Genomic DNA, 23,100 nt, shown 5'->3' on the forward strand with positions numbered 1-23,100 from the left:
CTCAGCCACGCAGGGTGGGGCCTGATCAATGTGACCGAGGTGGGGGCACGGCGCTGTACGAGATAATGCGACGCAGGTGAGACTGCAGGGCAAGGACGCGCACCGACTGCTCGGCCGTCACGAAAGCTCGGCGCCGGTGCGGATCCTGGGCTCCACAGATCATCGGGCCACCAGTGCGGGTCGAGATGTCGGCAGGACGGGTGCCAACCTGCCGCGACGACAGGGCGGCGTTTCAATTCATGCGGCGGGCGCCGTTGTGGGCATGGCACCCTCGGCGAGCTTGAGTCTCGTCCAGATGTTCATGTTGATCACAATCCCCACGATCTCCAGTATCTCGCCCTCCGTGAAGTGCGTGGTCATCCTGTCGTGGGCTTCCTGGAGGCGGTTGTTGACTGTGGCGTCGGCGGCTCGGGTCAACACCTCGGCGTAGGCCAGCGCGGCTCGCTCCTCCTCGGAGAACAGATGCGTTTCCCACCACGCGGTGAGGGTCTCGACCTTGGACGGCGGGATGTCGGCGGTACTGGCGGCGGCGTGGTGCACCAGAAGGCAGTAGCTGCAGTTGTTGATCTGCGCGACGCGTAGTCGCAGAAGCTGGGCCAAGGTCCGTTCCACCTGGAGTGCGGCGGTATGGCCGAAGGCTGCGGCACCGGCGTTCGCCAGCGCCATGAGTTGTTCGTTGGACGTGGCGTCGAGTCGGACGTTCTGGATCCTGGTACCCAAGAGATGACCTCCCGTAGGCGACATCGACAGCACCAGCGGTAGGGACGTCCTTGCCGGCGCACCTGGCGGAACGCCGGCGCGCGGACCCGGGATCCGCGCGCCGGGAGTGTCAGGCCGCCGACCGCTTCGGGAGCTTCCACCCGGGGCGGGGGAAGTGGCAGGTGTAGCCGTCGGGGTAGGTCTGCAGATAGTTCTGGTGCTCGGGCTCGGCTTCCCAGAAGTCGCCGGCAGGGGTGACCTCGGTAACGACCTTGCCGGGCCACAGGCCCGAGGCGTCGACGTCGGCGATCGTGTCCTCGGCGACCCGCTTCTGCTCGTCGCTGTTGTAGAAGATGGCCGAGCGGTAGCTGATGCCGATGTCGTTGCCCTGGCGGTTCTTCGTCGAGGGGTCGTGGATCTGGAAGAAGAACTCGAGCAGCGTACGGAAGTCGGTCTTCTCGGTGTCGTAGACAACCTCAATGGACTCCGCGTGGGTGCCGTGGTTGCGGTAGGTGGCGTTCGGGACGTCGCCGCCGCTGTAGCCGACGCGCGTGGACACGATGCCGGGCTGGTGGCGGAAGAGCTCCTCCATGCCCCAGAAGCAGCCGCCGGCGAGAATCACCTTCTCGGTGGTCACGTCGTCTCCTTACTTGTCGTCGCTGTCAGTGTCGCTGTCACTCGTGAAAAACGTGCGTATTTCGCCGTACCCTGCGCTCGCCAGGTCGTCGAGGTGTATGAACCGCAACGCCGTGACCCTCGTGCCGAGAGCGGGCCCGGGTGCGGACCATCCCGTGGCCGGAATCCTCGCTCTCGACAACGCCACTCCCGACCCAGCCGCCGCCTTTGGTGGACCATTTAGTCCAGGTAAGCTGGCGGCGAGCAGCCGGTTCGATGGTGACAAAATGGGCTTTTACTGGGGAAGACCACCACCACAGTAGCACCGACTCGGCCCAAGACTTGGACTTGACCGACCAGTTCCATCGCGACTAGGTTCGGGGCGTGGCGCTTCGGTGAGGAGAGGACCAACTGTCACGAGTGAGAGTTCCGAGGGCCGTAAAGTGATCGTCGACGGCAGCAGCGACATGGGCTCGCCACGACCCGCCAGATCGTCGCCGGGGGCGGCGCCACGACCGGCCGCGACTGACCCTCGAACGTGACGACGGGGACCGCGCCAGCGCGGCCTCGACCCCAGCCTCGCCTTGCCGACGATGCGCTATCGCGCTCGTTCCTCGAGACCCTCGCGCCACAACCGCTACCGATCGGCGTGGTGGGACACCGAGGCTTGGCGCCGCACATGCTTGTGAAACGAAACGTGCACCTCGTGACCGCGCGAACGGGGACCGGATACAGGGAGGCGCCGAATGTTGGCGATTGTAGTGACGGATCAGGCCGCGGGAATGGCCGGGATGACGCTGACGGAGCGGCCCGAGCCGGCCGCGGCGCTCAATGACGTAGTCGTTCAGGTTCATGCGTCGGGATTCGTCCCGACAGAGCTGGCGTGGCCCTCGACCTGGACCGATCGCCTCGGCCGCGACCGGACGCCGTCGATCCCCGGGCACGAGCTGGCCGGAGTGGTCACCGCTCTCGGCTATGGCACGACGGGACTGTCGGTGGGACAGCGGGTGTTCGGCCTCACGGACTGGCATCGTGACGGCACCCTGGCGGAGTTCGTGGCCGTCGAGGCGCGTAACCTCGCCCCGCTGCCCGGCGACGTGGACTTCGCGGTGGGCGCGAGCCTGCCGATCTCGGGTCTGACCGCGTGGCAGGGCCTGTTCGAACACGGCCGCCTCCAGGCGGGGCAGAGTGTCCTCGTGCACGGAGCGGCCGGCGCAGTCGGTTCGATGGTGACGCAGCTCGCGCGTGAGGCCGGCGCCCACGTGATCGGCACCGGGCGCGCTGCCCACCGCCAGACGGCGCTCGACTTCGGCGCACACGAGTTCGTCGACCTCGAGAACGATGTCCTCGAAGATGTCGGCGGAGTCGATCTGGCGTTCGATGTCATCGGCGGCGACATCGGGAAGCGGTCCGCAGGCCTGGTTCGAACCGGAGGAACGCTGGTGTCCGTCGTCGGGCCGCCGGAGGCGCGGCCCGCCGACGGCCTGGCTGTCGACTTCGTCGTCGTGCCCGATCGGGCTCAACTGGGTGAGGTCGTCCAGCGGGTGCGGGATGGACGACTCCGGACAAACATCAGCAGCGTCCAGGCCCTCGACGACGTCGTCGCCTCCGGTCCGCTCGAACGAACCACCGGAAAGACGGTCATCCGCGTTCGTCAGTGAGAACTCGGCGGACAGCAAGCGGTCTGGCTGGTCGGCCGTAACGGGAACCTCAGCGGGTCGGCTCGCCGGACGGTTTCACGAGGAACGATTTGATGTGGTCCAGCGCCATGTCCAGAGCAACTTCCATGGGTGCGACGTCGTGCGCGGCGTTCGCCAGCAGGTAGCCCCCCTGCAGTGCTGCCATCAACCCCGTGGCCAGCTTTTCCGGGTCGGCGTCCGGACGCAGTGCACCGCTGTCCCGCATGCGGTGCAAACCATCACTTATCAGTTTTTCCCATGCCGCGAACGTCTCCGACAGCATCGATCGAGCCTGCTCATCTTGGTCGGACAACTCGATGGCCATCGACCCGAGACCACACCCGTGTCTGCCGTTGTTCAGCGAGTTGGCCTGGACAAGCGCGTTACGCCAACGGACCAGCCCCGAGAACGACCTCAGTCGTTCAAGCCCGCCACGCTCGCGCTGAAGCACAAGCGCGCCTCGGTATCTGACCAACGCGCGCACCAACTCCTGCTTGTCGGCGAAGTGGTGATAGAGCTGGGACTTGCTCGTCTGGCTTGCCTCGCGGACGTCGTCGAGGGTCGTCGCGTTCACTCCGCGGACGAACATCAGCCGGTTGGCCGCCTCGAGGATCCGCTCTCGCGTCGCGGCACCCCGCTGACTGATCCTCCGCTGCTTCGTTGGCGCAGCCACCTGCTCGTCGCCCATCGGTCAAGTGTATCCAGCGGCGCGGGTCGGATATTACAAGAATAGTAGGACCCGGAAGTCCATTTGACCTCATGTCGCGTCGACCTGCCAGTGAAATACGGGCACGCGCGCCGCCAGCCTGAATGAGCGGATGCCGAGAACAGGATGACCAGCAGCCTGCAATTCTTTTCCTGGACCACGGGGTCCTCATTCGACCTGCCTTGCCAGGCGTGGTGCCTGGTGAGGCGAGGAGGGCGGCGTGGTGCCGGCCGGTGCAGCTCGACGTGCCGCGGCCCGCGCGCGTGGACGCCGCCGGGTCGGTACCGTGGCGAGGTGAATCCAACCTGCCCCGAATGCCACACGACGGGCGTCCCACTGCTCTTCGGCCTACCGGCCCCGGAGGCCAGAAAGGCCGCTGCCGACGGCGACCTTGCGCTCGGCGGGTGTCTCGTCCCCGAGGAACCGCCGCCAAACTGGCAATGCGCACGCCAGCACCAATGGCGCGAAGCCGATGAGAAGACGTGGCAGAACCAGCTCCGGACCGCGCTGCTCAGACACGGCTACACCGAGCCGGACGGCTACGCCTGAGCTGGCGACCAGGTGGCCGTGCCCTGGACGCGTCGATGTGTCTGACAACCGGCGCGACACCAGCCCGTCGGTGACACCCGGATGAACCTGGTGTCGGCGTTCGTGCCGATCTGGATCCTCACCGCGCTCGGTTACGCGGCCTGTCGTTGGGGCCTGCTGGGCGAGGCTGGGGCGTCGGTGCTCGGTCGGTTCGTGTTCCACCTTGCGATGCCAGCCGCCCTGTTCCTGGCCCTGTCCCGAATGCCGCTCTCCGGGTTCGACGGCCGTTCACTGCTCGCCTTTGGGCTGAGCACCACCGCGGTCGTCGGGTTCGGCTGGGTGGGCGCGAGCTGGCTGTTCGGTCGCGAGCCCGGCGAACGGCCGATCTGGGGCATGGCCGCCGGGTACGTGAACTCGGCGAACCTCGGCATTCCGATCGCAACGCAGGTCCTCGGCGACGTGTCGTTCCTGGCGGAGGTGGTGCTGCTGCAGGTTCTGGTGGTGACGCCCGTCATCCTGGTCGCCCTGGACCGGCACAGCGACCCGGCCGGGCGGATAAGGGTCCGCCGTATCGCCACCCTGCCGGTACGCAACCCGGTGATCCTGGCGTCGCTGCTCGGCGTCGCGTGCTCGGCCGCGGGCCTGCATCTGCCATCGGCGGCCAGCGTGTCGCTCACCCTGCTGTCGGGCGCCGCGGTTCCGGCCGCCCTCGTCGCGCTCGGCGCGTCGCTGCACCGCCCGGCGCCGTCGCCGGCAGAGCCGACCGAGCTGGCTGAGCTGGCCCTGATCACCGCGCTGAAGCTCGTCGCACAGCCGGTCATCGCGTACGCGGCCGGGCTGGCCTTGCACCTGTCCGCGCCCCAGTTGCTCGCCGTGGTGGTGTGCGCGGGCCTGCCGACAGCGCAGAACACGTTCATCTTCGGTCAGGAGTACGGCGTCGGCGAGGCGGTGGCCAACCGGGCGGTGGTGGTGACCACGACGCTGTCACTGGCCACCCTGGCCGCGGCGGCGACGCTACTCGGGTAGGCCAACGCGACGGGTCCGCCACCCTCCGTTCCCGACACTCGCCGGCCCGTGTGAATTTGTCAGGCCCGCGACGAGCAGCAGGTACGCGGTCAGTTCGACCGCCGCCGTGAGCGCCGGCATCGGTTGCGGCATGGACAGCGTTGGCGTGATGGCATCCCAGGCGAACACGGCGTAGGCGTCACCCACGTACAGGGGCATCGGGACCGTGGCAACGCAGGCGTCGATCAAAAGGAGCGCCATGAGTGCCAGCAACGCCGCGCCGAGCGAGGCGAGCCGTCGACGGTGACCTGCGAGCGCCGAGGCGAGTGCCAACGCGGTAATCCCGAGAACCAGGGGCGGCAGGGCGGCCATGCCCACGGCCATCATCACGTCGGCCACGCCGGTGCCGGACGCTCGTGAAGGTTCAGCAGCAACGGCACGTCCAGTACCAACGATACGGACGACCGCGTACCCGATGACCAGCAGTGCCCCCGCGACAGCCGGCACGGCCGTCGGTAGGCGCCACCCACCGCGGCGCCAGGCGATGAGTAGCCCCAACACCGCGGTCAACGACGGCCAGCAGAGGGACAGACCCGATTCGAACGCGGACGGTGTGTCGAAGCCCGAGCCGGGTACGAGCACCTTCCAGCCACCGCCACCGCTGTCCCGGGCCTCCGGCACCGTCCGGGCCGCGTGCACAAGCAGGACCGTGAGGCCCACCCCGATCGCCCAGCGAGGTCCCGGCGATCGGCTGACCATGGCACAGGCAAGGAGCAGAACGATGCTCAGCACCTCGGCGTAACGCCAGATCGGACGAGCCGTCAGGACACCCGCCACATGGACGGCAGAGCTCAGCGCAGCAGCGGAAAGGAGGAACAGCCGAGGACGCACCGAGGCATCCTGCCACGCGTAGCCATCGATCACGGCGTCCCCCGACGCCGAGAGGGGCTGCCCCACTTGGTCGGCCCGGTAGCACGGCAAGGCGGGCGCGGAGGATCCGCGCCCGCCCCGCGATCCCGAACAGGTCCCCCGACCCGCCGGCCCACCGACAGCCGCAATGGCCTGGGCAACAGGGCAATTGCACCCGCAGTCGCATCGGACGATTGGAAGCACGGCCACGATCGAGCGCCTTGTCAGCTTCGTGAGCGCTCACGTCTGCTGAGGTAACTTCTGCGGATGCATCGCGATCCGCTCGAAGACATGCCGGCCGAGTCCCGCACGGAACTGACGGCGGCTGTATGCGCCGCCATCGACGTCGATACGGCCACTGCGGAAGCCATCATCCGCTCTACTGAACCGCTTTGGGACGCGATGGAACGAGCCGGCGGCCTCGTGGACTCATGGGGCGGCGGCGAATTCTGTTACGTACTCCCGCGGCTCCTGTCGTTCGTCCAAGCCACCGCCAACCCTGCCTGATCCGCGTCGGCGCCGGATGACCCGGGGAGGCCAATGACGGCGGGGCGCTGCCCACTGGCCGGCACACCGGTCAGGACGGTTCATAGGCCAGGTTGGGCCGCAGCCACCGCTCGACGTCAGCGACGTTCATGGCGCGGCGGGCTGCGTAGTCTTCGACCTGATCCTTGCCGATACGACCCACTGTGAAGTACTTCGCTGCCGGGTTGGCGAAGATCAGCCCGCTGACGCTGGCGGCCGGCGTCATCGCGAAGGACTCCGTCAGGCCGAGGCCGAGCTCGGCGGCATTCAGCAGGTCGAACAGCTCCTGCTTCTGGCTGTGGTCTGGGCTGGCCGGGTAGCCGAGCGCCGGTCGGATGCCTCGGAAGCGTTCGGCGTGCAGGTCGGCGAGGTCCGGCTCGGCGTCTGGCTCGAACCAGTCGCGGCGGGCCTTCAGGTGGATGTACTCGGCGAAGGCCTCGGCAAGCCGGTCGGCCAGCGCCTTGACCATGATCGCGCGGTAGTCGTCGTGCTGGGCCTCATAGTGTGCGGCGAGGGAATCGGCGCCGTGGATGGTCACGGCGAAGCCGCCCAGGTGGTCGCCGTCGGGGGCCACGTAGTCGGCCAGGCAACGGTTGTCGCGGCCGGCCGGTTTGACCGTCTGCTGGCGCAGCATCGGTAGGCGCAACCCGCTGCCGAGGACGATGTCGTCGCCCTCGGAGTGCGCGGGCCAGTAGCCGTAGACGCCCCGGGCCTGGAAGGACCCGCTCGCCGTGATCTCGTCCAACAGGGTGTTGGCGTCGTCGTAGAGCTCGCGGGCGACCGGCTGGTCCAGGATCGCCGGGAACTTGCCCCTGAGTTCCCAGGCCAGAAACAGGAACTGCCAGTCGATCATCTCGCACAGCTCGGGCAGGGTGGGCTGGACTGTCCGCAGGCCGGTGAAGGCTGGGGTCGGCAGGTCGCTGAAGTCGACCTTCTCGCGGTTTGCGCGGGCCTCAGCCAGGCCGAGCATCGGCTGGGAGTGCCGGTTGGCATGCGCCTCGCGCAACTGCTCCTGCTCGACCCGGTTGGCGCGGTCCAACTCGCGGGCCCGCCCGTCATCAAGGAGGTCGGAGACCACGCCGACGACCCGGGACGCGTCGAGCACGTGCACGGTTGTGCCGTCGTACGAGGGGGCGATGCGGACGGCGGTGTGTTGACGCGACGTCGTGGCCCCGCCGATCAGCAGGGGCACCTTGAGGCCGCGGCGCTGCATCTCGGCACCGACCGAGACCATCTCGTCAAGCGACGGCGTGATCAGGCCGGACAGGCCGATGGCGTCGGCGCCCTCGGCGACGGCCGTGTCCAGAATCCGGCCAGCCGGAACCATCACACCCAGGTCGATGACCTCGTAGTTGTTGCAGCCCAGGACCACGCCGACGATGTTCTTGCCGATGTCGTGCACGTCCCCCTTCACCGTCGCCAACACGACCTTGCCCTGCCCGCGGCCCGGGTCGACCCGGCCCGCCAGGCGGGCCTGCTCCTTCTCGGCTGCCATGAACGGCTCGAGGTAGGCGACCGAGCGTTTCATCACCCGGGCGCTCTTGACCACCTGCGGCAGGAACATCTTGCCGGCGCCGAACAGGTCGCCGACGATCTTCATTCCGTCCATCAGCGGGCCCTCGATGACTTCGAGCGGGCGGGCCAGACCCTGCCGGGCCTCCTCCGTGTCCTGCTCGATGAAGTCGACGATGCCGTGGACCAGCGCGTACGACAGCCGCTCGGTCACCGGCGCCTCGCGCCAGGACAGGTCGACCTCGCGCTTCGTGCCGGAACCGGTGACTGTCGACGCGAAGGTGACCAGGCGGTCGGTGGCGTCCGGACGCCGGTCGTAGATCACGTCCTCGACGAGTTCGAGGAGGTCGGCGGGGATATCGGCGTACACGGCGAGCTGGCCGGCGTTGACGATGCCCATGTCCAACCCTGCGCGGACCGCGTGCGACAGGAACACCGAATGCATTGCCTCGCGAACCACGTCGTTGCCGCGGAAGGAGAACGACAGATTGGAGATGCCGCCGCTGGTGCGAGCACCCGGACAACGCGCCTTGATCAGCGGGAGAGCGTCGATGAAGGCCTTCGCGTACCCGTTGTGCTCGGCGATGCCGGTGGCGACCGCGAGGACGTTCGGGTCGAAGATGATGTCCTCCGGCGCGAACCCGGCCTGCTCCACGAGCAGGTCGTAGGCCCGGCCGCAGATGGACACCTTGCGTTCCGTGGTGTCGGCCTGGCCCTGTTCGTCGAAGGCCATCACCACCACGCCGGCGCCGTAGTCACGGATCCGGCGCGCCTGAGCCAGGAATGGTTCCTCGCCCTCCTTGAGGCTTATCGAGTTGACCACGCCCTTGCCCTGCACGCACTTGAGGCCAGCTTCAAGGACCGTCCACTTCGAGCTGTCGATCATCACCGGGATCCGGGCGACCTCGGGCTCGGTAGCGATGAGGTTGAGGAAGGTCGTCATGGCGCGTTCGCTGTCGAGCAGGTCAGCGTCCATGTTGACGTCGAGCAGGTTGGCCCCGCCGCGGACCTGCTCCAGGGCCACGTCGACGGCGCCCTGATAGTTGTCGGACTCGACGAGCCGACGGAACCTGGCCGAGCCGGTGACGTTGGTGCGCTCGCCGATCATCACGAACCCGGTGTCCGGACCGATCGCGAACGGCTCCAGCCCACTGAACCGGGTGGTGTCAGCCGGAACGGGAACCGTCCGCGGGCGTGTGCCAGCCACGGCGTCGACGATCCGGGCGACGTGGGCCGGTGAGGTGCCGCAACAGCCGCCAACGATGTTGACCATGCCAGCCGCGGCGAACTCGCCGATCAGGCTGGCGGTCTCCTCCGGCCTCTGGTCGTAGCCGCCGAAGGCGTTCGGCAGACCGGCGTTGGGGTGGCACGCCACGTAGGTGCCCGCGATCTTGGAAAGCTCCTCGACATGCGGGCGCATCTCGGCGGCGCCCAGCGAGCAGTTGACGCCGACGACAAGCGGTTCGGCCCGCTCTATCGACCGCCAGAATGCCTCCACCGTCTGCCCCGACAGGGTCCGGCCGCTGAGGTCGACGATGGTGACGGAGATCCACAGCGGCAGCTGCGGTGCGACCTCACGGGCCGCGGCGATCGCGGCTTTCGCGTTCAACGTGTCGAAGATTGTCTCGATCAAGAGCAGGTCGACACCGCCCTCGACCAACGCCGAGATCTGCTCCGCGTACGCCGCGCGCACGTCGTCGAAGTCGACGGCGCGATACGCCGGATCCTCGACCCGCGGCGACAGCGACAACGTCACGTTCAGCGGCCCGACCGAGCCGGCCACGAACCGCCCGCCAAACTCGTCCGCCGCCTGCCGGGCCAGCCGCGCACCCTGGACGTTCATCTCATGAACGAGTGACTGGAGCCCGTAGTCGGCCTGGCCGATCCTGGTCGCCGTGAAGGTATTGGTGGTGGTGATGTCGGCGCCGGCGGCCAGATACTGCCGGTGTACGTCCAGAATGATGTCCGGCCGGGTGAGGTTGAGCAGGTCCGGATCACCGCTGACGTCCTGGGGATGGTCGACGATCAGGTCGCCTCGATAGTCCGCGGCGGTGAGCTGTGCGCCCTGCAACATCGTGCCCCAGGCACCGTCCAACACCAGAATGCGCTGGGACATCAGCTGCCGCAGCGCCGATGCAGTGGTCCTCTGGCTCAACAACGCGCTCAAGTAGCCCACCTCCGAAGCTCGGAGGCGCCCTTGTCGAAGAATTGCAGGCCGAGCGTGGCGGGCTCCGCCCGTCGCAGCGCCTCTCGACCTCAGAGCCAGATAGTAGCCCGACCCGCTTGTGTAGACGTCCCTGGTGTGGCCCCTGCACGGACGGTGTGGCGGCGAGGCACACCGCCGGCGCGAAACGAGGACGCGGCGTTATCGGCTCAATAGGGGTCCGGATGGGCGTCCTCATCGGGTGGTTCGGCCCACCGGTCCACGGATGGTGCAGGACGGCGGTTCGCTGATTGGCGGTTGATCATGAGCAGTGCCGGGCGTGGTGTCGCGTACTCACGAAGAGCTGGGTATCTGCGCTCATCCATCGGTTACCAGCGATGTAAAGGATGGTTCGCATGCGAAAGACATTGGTTGTGGTGACGGCTGCGATCCTGGGGCTGGTGTCGGCGAGCGGGCCGGCGGCGGCGCAGCAGCGGCCACGGGGGATCCCTGACCGGATCATGTTGCAGCCGGACGATCTCGGCGGGGCCGTGCCGGGGCCGGTGGAGGACGGGCTGGTGTGGTCGCTGCCACCCCAGCCGTGCGCGGACACGCCGGTGCCGCAGCCGGTCGCGAGCCACACCGAGGCGGCCGACCTCGGTACCCGATTTCGGATCTACGAGAACGTCGCCTGGTACCGCGGCGAGGGGGCACACGCGTACGTCACCGAACTGAAGGCGCAGCTCGGCCGGTGCGGGGCTGGCGGCGATGAGGAGGGCTTCGACCCAGTCGCCGAGGACCACCTCGGGCCGGACACGGTGCTGTTCCTCGGCACCTACGACGAGGGCGACCGCTACGTCGGATATGTCGCCGCCGCGGTCGGCCACTACCTGGTGGTGGTCATGATGTCGGACTCGTACCTGGGTGCGGCCGATCTGACCACGTTGAACGGGCTGGCCAGTGCCGCGATGAGCCGAGCGGCGGCCTGACCGGGGGGAGGACCTACTGCGCCACCTGTCGGCGACGCAGGCGAGGCCAGTACGACCACCGCGATGTCTACCTGCGCGAGGACGCCCTCAGGTCCGGCCGGAGGGCATTCGTGTCCCTGGGCGAACCGGGTACGGCGACCTACGGGGTGAGCACCTTGTCGAGTTTCCGGGCGGCCAACGCCTGATCCCGGTGCGAGGTCAGGAACCGGAGAGCCGCCTCGCGTTCTCCGTCGTGCCATGCCTGGATGAGCCGTTCGTAGAACGTGGCCTTCTCCACCAGTTGCCGGACGCCCTTGCCGGAATACCCGGCGGCCCGGTCGCGGCACAGCTGAGCGAGTTGCGTCGCGGGCTCGACTGGCGAAGCGGTGCCGTTGACCACCCGCCAACCCGGTAGATGGTGCCAGTGTATGCGGCGCTGGCGCGGGTCCTGGGCGAAGGACCGCTCGGCCGCGTCGGCGAGGCGCGCGGGCGGCCATTCGTCGATTGTTGTCAGGCCGGTGTCGAGCACGAACTGCCGGGTCTGGCCGGCCGCCGCATCGGACATCAGGTCCACCGTCGGCGGCCCTGATGGCGCCTCGTCCATCCGCACGCCATAGGTCATAGCCCAACTCGTGAGGGACGTTACGAGCGGCTGCACGCCGGCGGTGACCCAGCCCACGGGCCGGGTGGGCGAACCGGAGTATCCGATCCAGGCCAGGGACCAGTCCAGCGGCTCACGTGCCAACACGCTGCCGACGCCGACGCCGCGCAGGCGCCACTCTCCCGGCAGTGCGGGGCGCAATTCGGACAGGATCTTCCGCCACCGCCGTGCCTTGTCAGCAGAGGACATACGCACCTTCCGCAGGTCGTTCCCGGGGCCCCGGGCAGTTTACGTTCAGCGGTCGTTGCGTCGGCCGTAGCTCCTCGCGTCGAGGCGCGGCACGGCACGGGCGCAGATCCGGATATCCGACCGTGAATCAGGCCGGCTCAGGACTATCACCGACTACCAGCCAGTTTGGCTGAACGGAGCTGCCGAAGTCGCCAGTCGTCACGCTCAACGGTTGCGGGGGCTTGTCGGCCGGCGACTGACGTCCAGCTGGGTGGTCTGGGATGACGCCGACGGCACCTGGTTCGCCGACTGCCCGATGGTCTTCGACTTCGACGAGGAGCGCCTCGAGGTGAACCATCAGAAGTTCGATGATCTGTCGATCACGTTTTGTTCGATCGACGTGGCCCAGACGCCGGTATGGCCGACGTCAGACAGCTTCCTGCTCCGCTGGCGTGATGATGCTCCCGCCGCGTTGGCTGATCGGCACGGGCAGCGGCTCGATGCGGTAGAGCTTCTGGAGTGGGCCGGCGGCGACTTGGCAGACGGCGCCATGGCGCTGGGCCTACGATTCGCGGACGGCTGGCTGACGATCTACAACGCGCTGGACGAGAATGGGATTGAGGACGGCGACCTCTGGAGCCGCGCTCGAGCGGTTGCTCTGCCACCCCAAGCTGCCGTTGATAGCCGGTTGGGACGCCGAACGCCCGGCGATCCGGATCTGGGAGTACGAGGTCGGGCAGCTGCGCGAGATCGGCGGTGTCGGTGCAGGGTCGGCCGTCTACGACTCCCACCGCGGCCGACTCCGGCGGGCACCCTCTGCTGCCTGGCATCCGGGCGAGCCGCAGTTGGTTGTAGCGGACGGCAACAGCACCGTCCGCTGGGCCCCTCCGGGCATCACCGTGCTCGACGGGATTCCCCCGGCCGAGTACCGACGGAACGTGGCGTTCAGCCCGGACGGCCAGAGGCTCTGGTTGTCGCCTGCCGGCGGAGAGGACGGCTGGGAGTCGTCCATCACCCTCGACGTCGTCTCCGGCGCTGGCGCCCGTCCGAGGAGAACCCGACCGCGTCCCCGGACACCGTCGGCGTGCAGATCGGGCGCGGCTACTCGCTGTACACCTTCCGGTGCCCCGAATCATTCGAACATCCCCCGGCCACCGCTGTGCAGCGACTGGCGGACGCGGTTGGGCGCAGTTCAAGGCGCCGCGCGGCTCAGCGCGTACCAGCCGGGTCACGATCTCCGAGGAGTGGGTTCAGGCCCAGAAGAGGATGTCGCCGAGGATCTGCTGATCACTGAGGGGCTGGCGGGCTGGGCTTGAAGAACCGTCGAGGCTCGTGGTGTACCAGCCAGTGGAGTCGTTGATCGCCACCCGTTTCTTGTCGGGAGAGGGCAGGACCGTCGGTCGGGAAGCCTTACTCGCCGGCGCCACCTGCTTGACCGTGACAGTGCCAGCAGGCACGTCGACCGTAGCCAGAGCGACGCTGCCGTAGTACTGGCGCGAAATGTCGAGAGAGGAGGTGCACAAGAACGCGGTCTTGTCGACAGGCGTCTTGCAGTCGTACCAGAAGTCGCCGCTTAGTACATCACCGCCCGGCTTGACCCCGGTGACCATGAGACTGGCGACCGAGCTGCCGCGGACGTAAACCCGCACGTCAGACTTCTTCACGTCGGCGATACGGAACTGCTTTTCCTCTCGCACGCTTCCCGCGCCCTCCTCCCTCGGAGCCGCATCAGGCTGGGAGGGATCGACGGACATCACGCGGCCAGGCTCCGTTACCGTGGCGCCGACCGTGGCTCGGATCCGTCCGTCCTCGCCGAACGTCGGGTTGTCAAAGCACTGCTTAGCTTCGCCGAACGCCTGCGGCGCGGTCCACTGTCCGGACGGGACATAGGCGCCATCGGTCAGCGTCGCCACCTGCAGTTCGCAGCCGTTGGTGTATGCCAGGCGTTGCATCGTCGCGTCGAACGCCTCCCGACGGTTGACGCTGGCTTCGCCCGGTGCCGCCGCAGTGGCGAGCAGATTGCCCGTGGTGAGGTCATACACCAGCAGGTCCTTGGTACGAGTGGAGACGTTGTCCTTCGAGATCACGATGCCCGACGGCAGACCGGCCTGGCCCGTCGGCTCGATCACGCCGTCGTCACCCACCGGTGCACCACTACTGCTTGTGGGCTGCCCAGACGAGCCTCCACCGCACCCGCTCAACAGCGCGACAACAGCACACACCACCGCGAACCGCCGCACGAACAACCTCCCCCAGGTCCGAGGCCGGGCGACGGCCCCGCGCGGCAGTGATCCTAAGCCACGCAGCTACACCCTGCAGGCCCCTCAATCCCTCCACCCTTGGGGGCCGCTCCGGAGCCAGACTCGTCGTTCTGACGGCATCCGCGCCGCACCTCAGGATCGTCGCGCCTTGTCAGCGGACGAGTGCTCTGGTGTCGAGCATGAATCAGGGTCGAGCACTGCCCTCGCTTTCCTGTGGACGGAGCGCGGTCAGAAGGCTGTCGAGTTGACCCCAAGCCCGCGCGCTGGCGACGTGGTCGATGTAGTCACGCGACTCGATGATCAGCCCGTCACGGATACGCATCACGAAGACGCAGGGCACAGTGAAAGCCTCACCTGTCTCGGCGACCCGCCCCTGATAGGCGAACTCGGCGACGATCACCTCCGGGTCCGCAGTTTCGTGAATCGTCACGTCGACCGGCTTACGGTTCAGCGTCCGAGCGACCGGAGGCGGCGCGGTGAAGTGCTCGTGCAACTCGCTGCGGCTACGCAGCGGCGGCGGGTTGAGCGGGTGGAACGGATGCTCGACATGGGTGTCTTCGGCGTACAGGTCGGCCAAGTCTTCGTACGGACCGTCGCAGACACCGTTCACCAGTCGGAGAAAGGTCTCGCGTGGGCTAGTCATGCCGGGCCTCCTTCGAATATCGGTAGATGCCAGTTGGGGCATGCCGCGGACCACATCCGGGGATGGCCGGTGGGCCACCTGCGGCACCCTACACATTCGGACGCCCCGAAGAGGTCGCCAGCCTGATGGGCCTGCTCAGGACATTGCCCGTGGCCGACGCGCACGGTCGACGGCGATCCGGATACCGGATCCTGACGGTGGCAGGCATCATCGCGTGGATGCCCGCGTCGGCTATCTCGACGGCCCCGCGTGAGCTGATTCGGCACCAGAACCGGCTCGCGGCCTCCCCTCGATGGGAGGCGGCGAGTTCGTCGGCTTTCAGAGCGGTGCGGGCGGGCCAACAGTGGACATTGGCCCGCCCCGCTGCGTTTCGGTTCGCCGTGCTCAGGGATGTCCGGGGACGGGCAGTGGGCCAGCGCTGCGGACGACGTCGCGGTAGACGGCGAGGGCGGGCTTGGGTCGGTAGGTGTCGGTGACGATGCCCAGTGTCCCGGTGGGTTCCGTGGAGCTGCTGTCGGCGTCCCTGAGGCTGAACAGTTCGTAGTGGGTGATGTTCAGTGACTCTTGTTCGGTGAGGATGACGCCGAGCATGTCTGACAGTGAGTCGCACTGTGCCTGCTCGGTGCGCGGTGGCCCGCTGGGGGTGCCGTTCTCCGCGATGTGGATGGGAGTGCTGGGCGGGATGTGCGCGCGGGGCAGCGACCCGTCCCGCAGGTGGTGCAGGGCGTGGGTGGTGAGGGATGCGGTGTCTCCCGGGTTGCCCCGTGGGGCGACGGGTGAGAAGGCGTCGGGGTACAGGCCCAGGCCGACGTAGTCGACGTGGGACGCGAAGTCCCGGTACGGGACCGAGGAGAGGTGCGACCAGAACTGGTCGTCGCCGCCCAACCACTCCGGTGGTTCGGCGACGGAGAAGCCGATCCGCACGTGCTGGAGACCCCGCCGGTCCAGTGCGGCGCGTGCGTGCGGGATGCCGAGGGTCAGGGCCTCGAGCACGCCGGGTGCGCTTCCGTCGATGAGCGGGATGGGGAAGTTCGGCTCAAGCGTCACCTGGAGGTAGCGCGTCAGGTGACCGTAGCGGTCGATGACGGTGTCGAGGAAGGTCAGCCATCCGGAGAGGTCCGCCGCCCGGGGGATGTAGCTGACCACGAGGTCCAGTTCGCGGTTTCCCTCGACGTACCACCCGTCGGGCATCGTCAGGTGAGCGAGTTCGCCTTCGGCACCGAGTGAGGTGACGACATCCGGCGATGCCGCGTCGCCGAAGAAGTGCACGTACTCGCGGATGACGAAGGGGCGACCGTCCGAGAGGTCGTCGATGAGGTGGCGGATCGCGGCGACATCGGGTGGGTGGGAACACATCGTGCCGACCCGCCCGCCCGGATAGATACCGAACTTCACGCGTCCGCACTTCCGTATTGGTCGGTTCGCTGGGCTGGCCAGCCGATCTCGCCCGCGCGGATCCGACGCACCAGGCTCCTGATCCAGGTGGCTTCGGCGGCGACGATCGTGCGCCAGTAGGCGACTTCGAGCATGTGGACTTCGAGTACGTCACCGTCGAGCACCCCCGAAAGGGCAGCCAGTTCCTGTTCGAGACGGCCGACCCGACCGTCCAGGATGCACGTCGCCTGGTCGATCGGAAGAACTCCGACGTAGGCGACCGCCATGACGAAGTCCACGGACGCGGCTTGGGTGTCGCGTACCCCAGTCTCGACCTTGTGGCGGAAGTCGGCGAGACCTGCGGCAGTCAACTCGTAGGCCGTGCGTGGTGGCCGGTTGCCTACCCGCTCGGGCAGCCGGGAGGAGACCATGCCTGCCTTCTCGAGCGCCTTCAGCAGGGACGTGACAGTGCTGCGGGTGACCGAGAGGTGTCCGTACCGCTCGCGTAGTCGGGTCGTGATGTCGTAGCCGTGCGCGGGCTGCTCGACGAGGAGCCCGAGTATCGGCAACACCAGGCTGTTCCGTGACGCGTTCAAGGGCATCCAGGCAACCTATAGGCGTATACGCCTATCCGCAAGACGGAGCCGGACACCCGAGACAATGGCCAGGGTGGGCATCGCTGCAGTCGCGCTGATCGCGGCCGTGCATGATCCACAGAACCTGATGCTCAGCTGCGGAGTTCCGCCGCCGATGGTTGTCTGGCATGGTGACCGGGTGATCGACAGCCGTGGGGCGTTGGAGACTGTGGTCCGGCATGCCGTGGAGCTTGAGGACGATTACGACGACATCGCGCCAACCGTCGCGGCCCTGACAGCGTCCGGGGACACTGCCTTGGTACCCCGGCTGCGGGAGGCGCTGGACCGGTTCCTCGACGAGGGGAATTTCTACGGCCGGGACCTCATTGCCCAAGTCTTGGCCGGCATCGAGGGCGTGGCGGCACTGCCGGTGCTGCTACGCGCTTCGGCGCGCGATCTCGGAGACGACCAGGACAGTTTGCAGGCCGAGGTCATCGAGCTGCTGCACGCAGATCGGGCGACCAGCCGGGGCGTGGCGCGTGATTTCGCCACTGCTGAGACCTCAGAGCTGCGCCGTGTGGGGCTGTGGGCTCTCGGGTTCGTGGTCGAAGTACAGGATGTCGAACTCCTCGCCGCAGCCGTTACCGACACGGACCCGGAGATCAGGTCCATGGCTGTCGGCTCGCTCCCTGACCCAGCCGGCAACGACTGGGCATTCGGCGCACTCGTCCTGGCGTTGCGTGACCTGAACGAGCAGGTACGGGTATCGGCCGCGAGCGCGCTTGGCTACACCGGCCGGGTCGACGCGGTCGCACCTCTCGTAGCTCACGCCGCCGACCCGACACCGCGAGTACGGTCCATGATCGCCTACGCACTCGGGCGACTCGGCAGCCACGAGGCGACCCCGGCCTTGCAACGGCTCCTCCACGACCCCGACCGGCACGTCCGCGAAGGCGCCGCGGAAGCCCTCGGCTCGGTCGGAGGGCCGGCGGCGGTCGATACGCTGCTGGCGCTGGCTGCCGACCAAGACCCGGAGCTGCGAGTCCAAGCCGCCAAAGCGCTCGCGCAGGCGGCCGACTCGGATCCCCGCGTGGCGCCGCAACTCACGATGCTGGCAGGAGACGGCGAGGCCGCAGTACGAGCTGCCACCCTCAGCGGACTCGCCGGCGCCGGTGGCAGGCCTTCGCACGGGGAGCATCTGCTCGCCGAATTGGTGGATGACCCGGACCCGATGGTCCGTCAGCGGGTCGCAGTCGTCGCGCGACATGTCGCGCCCGACGCCGCCCCAGACATCCTCCACCGGTATACCCGCGACCCCGATCAGACAGTGCGCCGACTCGCCGCAACCGAACTGGACCGGCTGACCAATCCCACCGCTGCCTGACCGGGCAGCCCACAGCCAGCGACCCGCCTGGAAAGACCGTCGTGGACGTTCCCGCGTGGCTGTCCGCCCAGGCCCGGGCGTTCGCCACCGGTCAACCCCGGCCGCCGTGCGGCGACTCGCCAGCCGGGCACGGCGCCGGGTGGACGGTGCCGAGATCCCGTCACCCGACCCGGATCACCCGATCTGCTCCCCTGGACCGGAGCTCACCCCGGGCGCCAATCGATCGTGGACTGCCGGCCAGTGTTTGGTTGGCGCCAGCGCTGGCTCCCGCTGCCGCTTCGGTCGATCGGCCAGCACCCTCACAATCGCCGCGCCTGGTCAGCAGCGGAAGAGTGTGTCGACGGCTCCACACTCTCGCGGCCGCTTGTGATCAGTGTGCAACGACGACGGCGCGTACGACGCCCTCAGCAGGTCTCGGATGCTCGGTCGAAAGCCTAACCAGATCACACCCGGTAGTACTGCACGACGCAGAACTCGTTGTCCTCCGGGTCGGTCATGACGAGGACCGCGCCCTCTTGGTAGTCATGCCGTTCACCTGTCCACCGCCCGCCCAACATCCCAATCCGATCGACCGCTTCGTCAATGTCGGTAACGGCGATGTCGAGGTGTAGTCGCGTCTTGCCGGCCTTGGGCTCCGGGACCGGCTGGAAGGTCAGCACCGGGCCGCCCCCGGCGACAGTGACGCGCCGCCAGCCGGGAAGGGACTCCGTCACGCGTCCTCCAAGCACGACGGACCAGAAGTCAGCCAGTCGCTGCGGATCCCGGCAGTCGACCGTGACTCCGGCAAGTCGGCCCAGTGTCTCCACGACACCGACCATAGCGACGAGGGGCAGCCCTCTCCCACTGCGGCGCACTCATCTCGGCTAGATGTGCGCGCTCGCCGTTCAGAAGTCACGGCTGGAGGGCGCGCGGCTCAGCGCGTCTCGTTGTGGGTCGTGCTGAGCCTCGCGCAGGCCAGCACGGTCGGGGCGGCTCCGAGCAGCAGCGCCGCGACGGCGACGGCGGTCTGGACGTCGGGCCCGGTCTCGACGGCCACGGACACACTGACGCCCGTCTGGTAGAAGGCGTCGCTGCCGCGCGGCTCCGGCCGACTCCGCCAGGCATCGTCGACAGCGAGCCAGGCCGTCGTGGCCAGCAGCGTGGCACCCATTGCGATGATCGGGTGGTGCCATGGCGCCGGACCGCGCGGCTCACGACCCAGGCATACCCCCCGAGCACGAGCAACGCCGCCACTGCCACATTGGTGAACGAGCCGAGCAGGGCGGTCAGCCCCGACGGGGGGAGGGCGACGAATACCAGGGTGACCAGCGTGAGCACGCCCACGGCCGGCGCGGCCCGGCCGATCCGGCGCAGCCGATCCCGCGGCAACCGCCCGATAGCGACGCCGAGGCAGTCGCGGGCCAGGATCAGACAGCTTGCCACGGCTGGCTGTCGCAGGAACTGCGTCCGCTGCCGTACCGGGTCGGTCACCAGCGCGATCAGCCCGCTCGCGCTCGGTGGGGCGCCGCCGAATGGCGAGGCAGCCCATCCCACATATCCAGCGCGGCAGCCTGGCAATGCGCCAGCGCCGGCGACTGGACCAGCTACGCCGCCGGGATCAGCCATCGCATCACCCAAGGAGACCGATCGATGCACAACGACCGAACGGCAACCCACGGACCAAGTGCGCTCTCGTCCGAACGGATCGCCGAAGTTGAAGAGATCATCAGCCGTGTCACACGGTGGGCAGCACGACACAGGGACGTCGCCGGCCTACTTCTGGCCGGCTCGTACGCCCGAAACTCCGCCCGGCCAGACTCAGACGTCGACCTCGTCCTGCTCACTACCGACCAGGCTCGATACGCCGACAACCTCTGGGTGCACGAACTGGCCATCGGCGATCTGATGAGGGTTCAATCATGGGGCGCGGTCATCGAACGCCGCTTCCGCACCGCCTCTGGCCTGGAAGTGGAGATCAACATCGGCGCGCCCGATTGGGCAGGCACCGAACCGCTCGACCCCGGCACCCGCCGAGTCGTCACCGACGGCGCCCGCGCGTTGCACGATCCGACCGGCGCGCTCGGCAACCTGATCCACCCCTGCCGGCCTGACGACCCAGCCAGCAGGCAGGCATAGCGGAACGCCCACCCAGGCTCTGCCCGAGTTGAACGAGTCCCGGCACTTTCAGGTCGAGCACCCACCGACGAACGCCGCTCATGGATCGGAATCCGCAGTACCCGGCTGCGGTCACTACAGCCATATGGTGCTCCAGCGAACCACACGACAGATTGCACTGCGGCGGCCACGGACATCGGCGGCTCGGCTACGGCCGGCTCGACCCAACCGATGGATACCAGCCGGCCCGGACTCCGGCGATAGTCAGTGGCCGCCGAGGCTGGGAGGACCCTCATGACCGAACGATTCGCGGACTTTCTGCCACACCTGGAGCGCTATCTGGGCGAGGCTCGGGAGTTCGAGGAACCGACCGCCCTCGGCCGTAACCGCGGCTACGGCCTGTTGTTCTGCTACGCACCGAACAGCCTCGTCTCGGTGGTCACCAATGGCCTGCGGTTCCAGCGGATCACCGCGGTGCTGCCGCAGGAGCTGGTCTGCACCGTACACGCGGAGCAGCGGAAGGAGGCACACCTGCTCGTGCCTTTGACCACCGCGATCGTGATGGGGCGCCGGGCCGGGCTCGGCCTCGACGAGGTAGTCATGTCCGCGGATCCGGGCCCGGTCGTCCCCGGCACCGAGATCGCCGGCGTCGTGGCTGGCACCCACCCGTACGCCGCCGATGGTTTCGACGCCCTGCCGGACTCGGACGGAAAGCCGGAGCTACAGCTGATCACGCTACTGCCGGCGACGCACGCTGAACTCACCTACGCCAGAAACAACAGCATCGACGACCTTTACACCGTGTGGGAGAACCAGACCACTGATCTGCTCGACCTGCACCGACGTTCGGTGGTCTGAGCCGCACCCCGCAGGCGAGGTAGGTGCCCGGCTGCGCGGCGTCCGGGGCCACCGCTGCTACGGGGGCTGCTAAACGCACGGCCGTGCCGGGGCGCCGGAGACCCAGCCAGGGAGGAACTGGTGGCCTCCACCGGCACCACGTTGGGCCCGCAGGGCGATTGCTCCCGCAGCCGCATCGGCCGGTCGGGAAGCACGCTCACGATCGCCGCGCCTTGTCAGCGGCAGATCAGTGCGCGTTGCCGCAGCTGCGCGCGGGAATGAGGGCGACAGGCGAAGCGTGGCTGCGGTGAGATAGCACCGTCACCGTAACGCGATGGGTCATGGCGCGATGGAGCAGCCTCGATCCGAGAAGCGGCGGGGAAAGGACAGCTATGCAACTGGTTGCTGGCGACCCGATGGAGTACCTGGGCGGTGACGCGGTCATCGAGGTGGGCCATCCGGCAGTGCGGGCGTTGGCCGGTGAACTACGCGCGGCGCATCCGGACGACGTCGACTTCATGCGGGCCGCCTTCACATGGGTTCGTGACCGGATCCGACACTCCGTGGACGCCCAGGATCCGCGGATAACCGTCGCCGCTGGCGAGGTGCTCAGCGCCGGCGTCGGCCTCTGCTATGCCAAGTCGCACCTGCTGGTGGCCGTGGCCCGGGCCGCCGGCGTTCCGGCAGGGTTGTGTTACCAACAGCTGACCGACGGAGGAGAACCCTTCCTGCACGGCCTCGTCGCCGTATACCTCGCGGGCCGCTGGCATCGCCAGGACCCGCGTGGCAACCGCACCGGCATCGACGCCCAATTCCGGCTCGGGCATGAGCAACTGGCCTACCCGATCACCGACGCGTCGACCGGTACCGATTTCCCTGAAGTGCACGTGCGACCCTCGCCCAATGTGATCGCAGCCCTGCGCGGCGCCCGAGACGCTCTTGAACTGTGCCGCGCCGGGTTACCCGCCACGCCCTGAGTCGGGACAGCGCATGCGGCCGACGCGACACTCGTTGTCGCGTCGGCCGCATGCTCGATGCGGTCGGTCAGATCCGCCGCACGGCTAGCACCTTGACGCCCCCGGGTAGACCTCGTAACCGCACCAATAGAGGTTGGCTTCCGACTCGTACCGGTGGGGATCCTTGAGGTACGAAGCAGCGAACACTTCCCAACGGGAGGACCTGGACCACTGCATGGAGTGCACCTGCTCGTGCCAGAGCAGGTCAGGGCCCTTGCTCGAGGCTATCTCCGCCCCATATCGCTGTCGCAGGATCAGCCGTTGTCTGACCTCACACACCAACTCTTCTTCCAGGGTGCTGGCGCTGCCGGAGTCGTAGAAGAGGAGGTCACCGACGGTCACCGGCCGATTTTGGCCAATGAACACGGTCGGCGGCGGACCAAAGCAGATGACTTGGAACCAGTCGCCTCGGCAACCCAGACTGAGGATCAGTGCGTACAACGTGGCGTAGTAGTTACTGCCGTTGCGGTCATTCGCTGCTCGCTTCGGACCGCTGGTGTACGGCACGGGCCGGTGTCGCTCTCACCTGGGCGGTCCTGGAAACAGGAAACTCACCGAGCCGGTGTGGCCCGTCTGGCCGGCGCTCGCGCCGCTGCTGGTGCCGCTATGGCTCGTACTCCTGGGAGTGGGCGTCTACGTCTTCCCGAGACGACGCCGCCGGACCGGATTCGCCACCACGACCAGCAGGTCAGAGCCTGCTCACAACGGCACGAGGACAGCGGTGGTGGTAGCTGTCGCCTGGGCCTCGACCCCTCTGCTGATTGCCGCCGCATTGCTCCTGCTATTCCTACTGGCGCA

21 protein-coding genes and 1 riboswitch are annotated in these 23,100 nt (G+C 67.9%); of the genes, 9 read left to right on the forward strand and 12 right to left on the reverse strand.

The annotated features are described in order from the left end of the window. Positions 1-237: 237 nt before the first annotated feature. Positions 238-666: a carboxymuconolactone decarboxylase family protein gene (locus tag AB0B86_RS08530; RefSeq protein WP_357409291.1), complete on the reverse strand. Its 429-nt coding sequence runs from the start codon at positions 664-666 to the stop codon at positions 238-240. 163 nt (positions 667-829) lie between these two features. Beyond that, a complete protein-coding gene (msrA, locus tag AB0B86_RS08535) occupies positions 830-1,336 on the reverse strand; it encodes a peptide-methionine (S)-S-oxide reductase MsrA (protein WP_357409288.1) in 507 nt (168 codons plus the stop codon). Between the two features lie 724 nt (positions 1,337-2,060). Here msrA and AB0B86_RS08540 point away from each other — a divergent pair. Next, the gene (locus AB0B86_RS08540; protein WP_357409286.1) at positions 2,061-2,975 is read left to right on the forward strand and encodes an NADP-dependent oxidoreductase; all 915 of its coding nucleotides are present in this window, start codon (positions 2,061-2,063) and stop codon (positions 2,973-2,975) included. A gap of 49 nt (positions 2,976-3,024) precedes the next feature. Here AB0B86_RS08540 and AB0B86_RS08545 read toward each other — a convergent pair whose 3' ends face one another. Then, positions 3,025-3,681 (reverse strand): TetR/AcrR family transcriptional regulator, encoded by a 657-nt coding sequence (locus tag AB0B86_RS08545; protein ID WP_357409284.1) that lies wholly within the window; start codon positions 3,679-3,681, stop codon positions 3,025-3,027. Positions 3,682-3,993: 312 nt separating this feature from the next. Here AB0B86_RS08545 and AB0B86_RS08550 point away from each other — a divergent pair, with 312 nt between their 5' ends. Further along, on the forward strand, positions 3,994-4,248 hold the full coding sequence (locus tag AB0B86_RS08550; RefSeq protein WP_357409283.1) for a hypothetical protein: 255 nt from the start codon (positions 3,994-3,996) through the stop codon (positions 4,246-4,248). Between the two features lie 81 nt (positions 4,249-4,329). Then, a complete protein-coding gene (locus tag AB0B86_RS08555; RefSeq protein WP_357416957.1) occupies positions 4,330-5,253 on the forward strand; it encodes an AEC family transporter in 924 nt (307 codons plus the stop codon). Here the strand turns inward: AB0B86_RS08555 and AB0B86_RS08560 are convergent. Beyond that, positions 5,242-6,123: a hypothetical protein gene (locus AB0B86_RS08560; protein WP_357416960.1), complete on the reverse strand. Its 882-nt coding sequence runs from the start codon at positions 6,121-6,123 to the stop codon at positions 5,242-5,244. The genes AB0B86_RS08555 and AB0B86_RS08560 overlap by 12 nt on opposite strands. Before the next feature lie 285 nt (positions 6,124-6,408). On the opposite strand from AB0B86_RS08560, the gene AB0B86_RS08565 reads away from it, so the two are divergent. Continuing rightward, positions 6,409-6,648 carry a hypothetical protein gene (locus tag AB0B86_RS08565; RefSeq protein WP_357409277.1) on the forward strand — a complete coding sequence of 80 codons (240 nt, stop codon included), beginning with the start codon at positions 6,409-6,411 and terminating at the stop codon, positions 6,646-6,648. A gap of 70 nt (positions 6,649-6,718) precedes the next feature. Here the strand turns inward: AB0B86_RS08565 and metH are convergent, their stop codons facing one another. Further along, the gene (metH, locus tag AB0B86_RS08570) at positions 6,719-10,336 is read right to left on the reverse strand and encodes a methionine synthase (protein WP_357417230.1); all 3,618 of its coding nucleotides are present in this window, start codon (positions 10,334-10,336) and stop codon (positions 6,719-6,721) included. Between the two features lie 24 nt (positions 10,337-10,360). Next, positions 10,361-10,436, reverse strand: a riboswitch (S-adenosyl-L-homocysteine riboswitch). 301 nt (positions 10,437-10,737) lie between these two features. On the opposite strand from metH, the gene AB0B86_RS08575 reads away from it, so the two are divergent. After that, the gene (locus AB0B86_RS08575) at positions 10,738-11,310 is read left to right on the forward strand and encodes a hypothetical protein (RefSeq protein ID WP_357416962.1); all 573 of its coding nucleotides are present in this window, start codon (positions 10,738-10,740) and stop codon (positions 11,308-11,310) included. 139 nt (positions 11,311-11,449) lie between these two features. Here the strand turns inward: AB0B86_RS08575 and AB0B86_RS08580 are convergent, their stop codons facing one another. The 5 genes from AB0B86_RS08580 to AB0B86_RS08600 all read right to left on the reverse strand — a co-directional run bounded on the left by AB0B86_RS08580 (position 11,450) and on the right by AB0B86_RS08600 (position 16,998). Further along, positions 11,450-12,139 (reverse strand): hypothetical protein, encoded by a 690-nt coding sequence (locus AB0B86_RS08580; RefSeq protein ID WP_357416965.1) that lies wholly within the window; start codon positions 12,137-12,139, stop codon positions 11,450-11,452. Between the two features lie 1,229 nt (positions 12,140-13,368). Continuing rightward, entirely contained in the window at positions 13,369-14,262 is an 894-nt protein-coding gene (locus tag AB0B86_RS08585) for a hypothetical protein (RefSeq protein ID WP_357416967.1), read from the reverse strand. A 301-nt stretch (positions 14,263-14,563) separates the two neighbouring features. Further along, positions 14,564-15,022, reverse strand: a complete 459-nt coding sequence (locus tag AB0B86_RS08590) for a nuclear transport factor 2 family protein (protein ID WP_357409268.1) — start codon at positions 15,020-15,022, stop codon at positions 14,564-14,566. A 384-nt stretch (positions 15,023-15,406) separates the two neighbouring features. Continuing rightward, a complete protein-coding gene (locus tag AB0B86_RS08595; protein ID WP_357409266.1) occupies positions 15,407-16,417 on the reverse strand; it encodes a hypothetical protein in 1,011 nt (336 codons plus the stop codon). Beyond that, positions 16,414-16,998 (reverse strand): PadR family transcriptional regulator, encoded by a 585-nt coding sequence (locus AB0B86_RS08600; RefSeq protein WP_357416970.1) that lies wholly within the window; start codon positions 16,996-16,998, stop codon positions 16,414-16,416. Before AB0B86_RS08600 ends, AB0B86_RS08595 begins: the two co-directional genes overlap by 4 nt. A 67-nt stretch (positions 16,999-17,065) precedes the next feature. Between AB0B86_RS08600 and AB0B86_RS08605 the strand changes: the two genes are divergently transcribed. Further along, entirely contained in the window at positions 17,066-18,355 is a 1,290-nt protein-coding gene (locus AB0B86_RS08605; RefSeq protein WP_357416972.1) for a HEAT repeat domain-containing protein, read from the forward strand. A 443-nt stretch (positions 18,356-18,798) separates the two neighbouring features. Here AB0B86_RS08605 and AB0B86_RS08610 read toward each other — a convergent pair whose 3' ends face one another. Beyond that, positions 18,799-19,173: a VOC family protein gene (locus AB0B86_RS08610; protein WP_357409427.1), complete on the reverse strand. Its 375-nt coding sequence runs from the start codon at positions 19,171-19,173 to the stop codon at positions 18,799-18,801. 95 nt (positions 19,174-19,268) lie between these two features. Beyond that, positions 19,269-19,505 carry a hypothetical protein gene (locus AB0B86_RS08615; protein WP_357416975.1) on the reverse strand — a complete coding sequence of 79 codons (237 nt, stop codon included), beginning with the start codon at positions 19,503-19,505 and terminating at the stop codon, positions 19,269-19,271. 20 nt (positions 19,506-19,525) lie between these two features. On the opposite strand from AB0B86_RS08615, the gene AB0B86_RS08620 reads away from it, so the two are divergent. The 3 genes from AB0B86_RS08620 to AB0B86_RS08630 all read left to right on the forward strand — a co-directional run bounded on the left by AB0B86_RS08620 (position 19,526) and on the right by AB0B86_RS08630 (position 22,263). Continuing rightward, on the forward strand, positions 19,526-20,470 hold the full coding sequence (locus tag AB0B86_RS08620) for a nucleotidyltransferase domain-containing protein (RefSeq protein ID WP_357409259.1): 945 nt from the start codon (positions 19,526-19,528) through the stop codon (positions 20,468-20,470). A 273-nt stretch (positions 20,471-20,743) separates the two neighbouring features. Continuing rightward, positions 20,744-21,307: a suppressor of fused domain protein gene (locus AB0B86_RS08625; protein WP_357409257.1), complete on the forward strand. Its 564-nt coding sequence runs from the start codon at positions 20,744-20,746 to the stop codon at positions 21,305-21,307. Between the two features lie 395 nt (positions 21,308-21,702). Continuing rightward, positions 21,703-22,263, forward strand: coding sequence for a transglutaminase family protein (locus AB0B86_RS08630; protein WP_357409255.1), 561 nt, complete (start codon positions 21,703-21,705; stop codon positions 22,261-22,263). Positions 22,264-23,100: the final 837 nt, after the last annotated feature.

The organism is Micromonospora sp. NPDC049047 (assembly GCF_040649135.1).
GTDB lineage: Bacteria > Actinomycetota > Actinomycetes > Mycobacteriales > Micromonosporaceae > Micromonospora.

What these genes read in the sequence shown, in the direction of transcription:
- AB0B86_RS08530 (WP_357409291.1), bottom strand. Translation starts at nt 666, where the DNA reads ATGGCGCTGGCGAACGCCGGTGCCGCAGCCTTCGGCCATACCGCCGCA.
- AB0B86_RS08540 (WP_357409286.1), top strand. Translation starts at nt 2,061, where the DNA reads ATGTTGGCGATTGTAGTGACGGATCAGGCCGCGGGAATGGCCGGGATG.
- AB0B86_RS08545 (WP_357409284.1), bottom strand. Translation starts at nt 3,681, where the DNA reads ATGGGCGACGAGCAGGTGGCTGCGCCAACGAAGCAGCGGAGGATCAGT.
- AB0B86_RS08555 (WP_357416957.1), top strand. Translation starts at nt 4,330, where the DNA reads ATGAACCTGGTGTCGGCGTTCGTGCCGATCTGGATCCTCACCGCGCTC.
- AB0B86_RS08565 (WP_357409277.1), top strand. Translation starts at nt 6,409, where the DNA reads ATGCATCGCGATCCGCTCGAAGACATGCCGGCCGAGTCCCGCACGGAA.
- AB0B86_RS08575 (WP_357416962.1), top strand. Translation starts at nt 10,738, where the DNA reads ATGCGAAAGACATTGGTTGTGGTGACGGCTGCGATCCTGGGGCTGGTG.
- AB0B86_RS08580 (WP_357416965.1), bottom strand. Translation starts at nt 12,139, where the DNA reads ATGTCCTCTGCTGACAAGGCACGGCGGTGGCGGAAGATCCTGTCCGAA.
- AB0B86_RS08590 (WP_357409268.1), bottom strand. Translation starts at nt 15,022, where the DNA reads ATGACTAGCCCACGCGAGACCTTTCTCCGACTGGTGAACGGTGTCTGC.
- AB0B86_RS08600 (WP_357416970.1), bottom strand. Translation starts at nt 16,998, where the DNA reads ATGCCCTTGAACGCGTCACGGAACAGCCTGGTGTTGCCGATACTCGGG.
- AB0B86_RS08610 (WP_357409427.1), bottom strand. Translation starts at nt 19,173, where the DNA reads ATGGTCGGTGTCGTGGAGACACTGGGCCGACTTGCCGGAGTCACGGTC.
- AB0B86_RS08615 (WP_357416975.1), bottom strand. Translation starts at nt 19,505, where the DNA reads ATGGGTGCCACGCTGCTGGCCACGACGGCCTGGCTCGCTGTCGACGAT.
- AB0B86_RS08620 (WP_357409259.1), top strand. Translation starts at nt 19,526, where the DNA reads ATGGCGCCGGACCGCGCGGCTCACGACCCAGGCATACCCCCCGAGCAC.
- AB0B86_RS08625 (WP_357409257.1), top strand. Translation starts at nt 20,744, where the DNA reads ATGACCGAACGATTCGCGGACTTTCTGCCACACCTGGAGCGCTATCTG.
- AB0B86_RS08630 (WP_357409255.1), top strand. Translation starts at nt 21,703, where the DNA reads ATGGAGTACCTGGGCGGTGACGCGGTCATCGAGGTGGGCCATCCGGCA.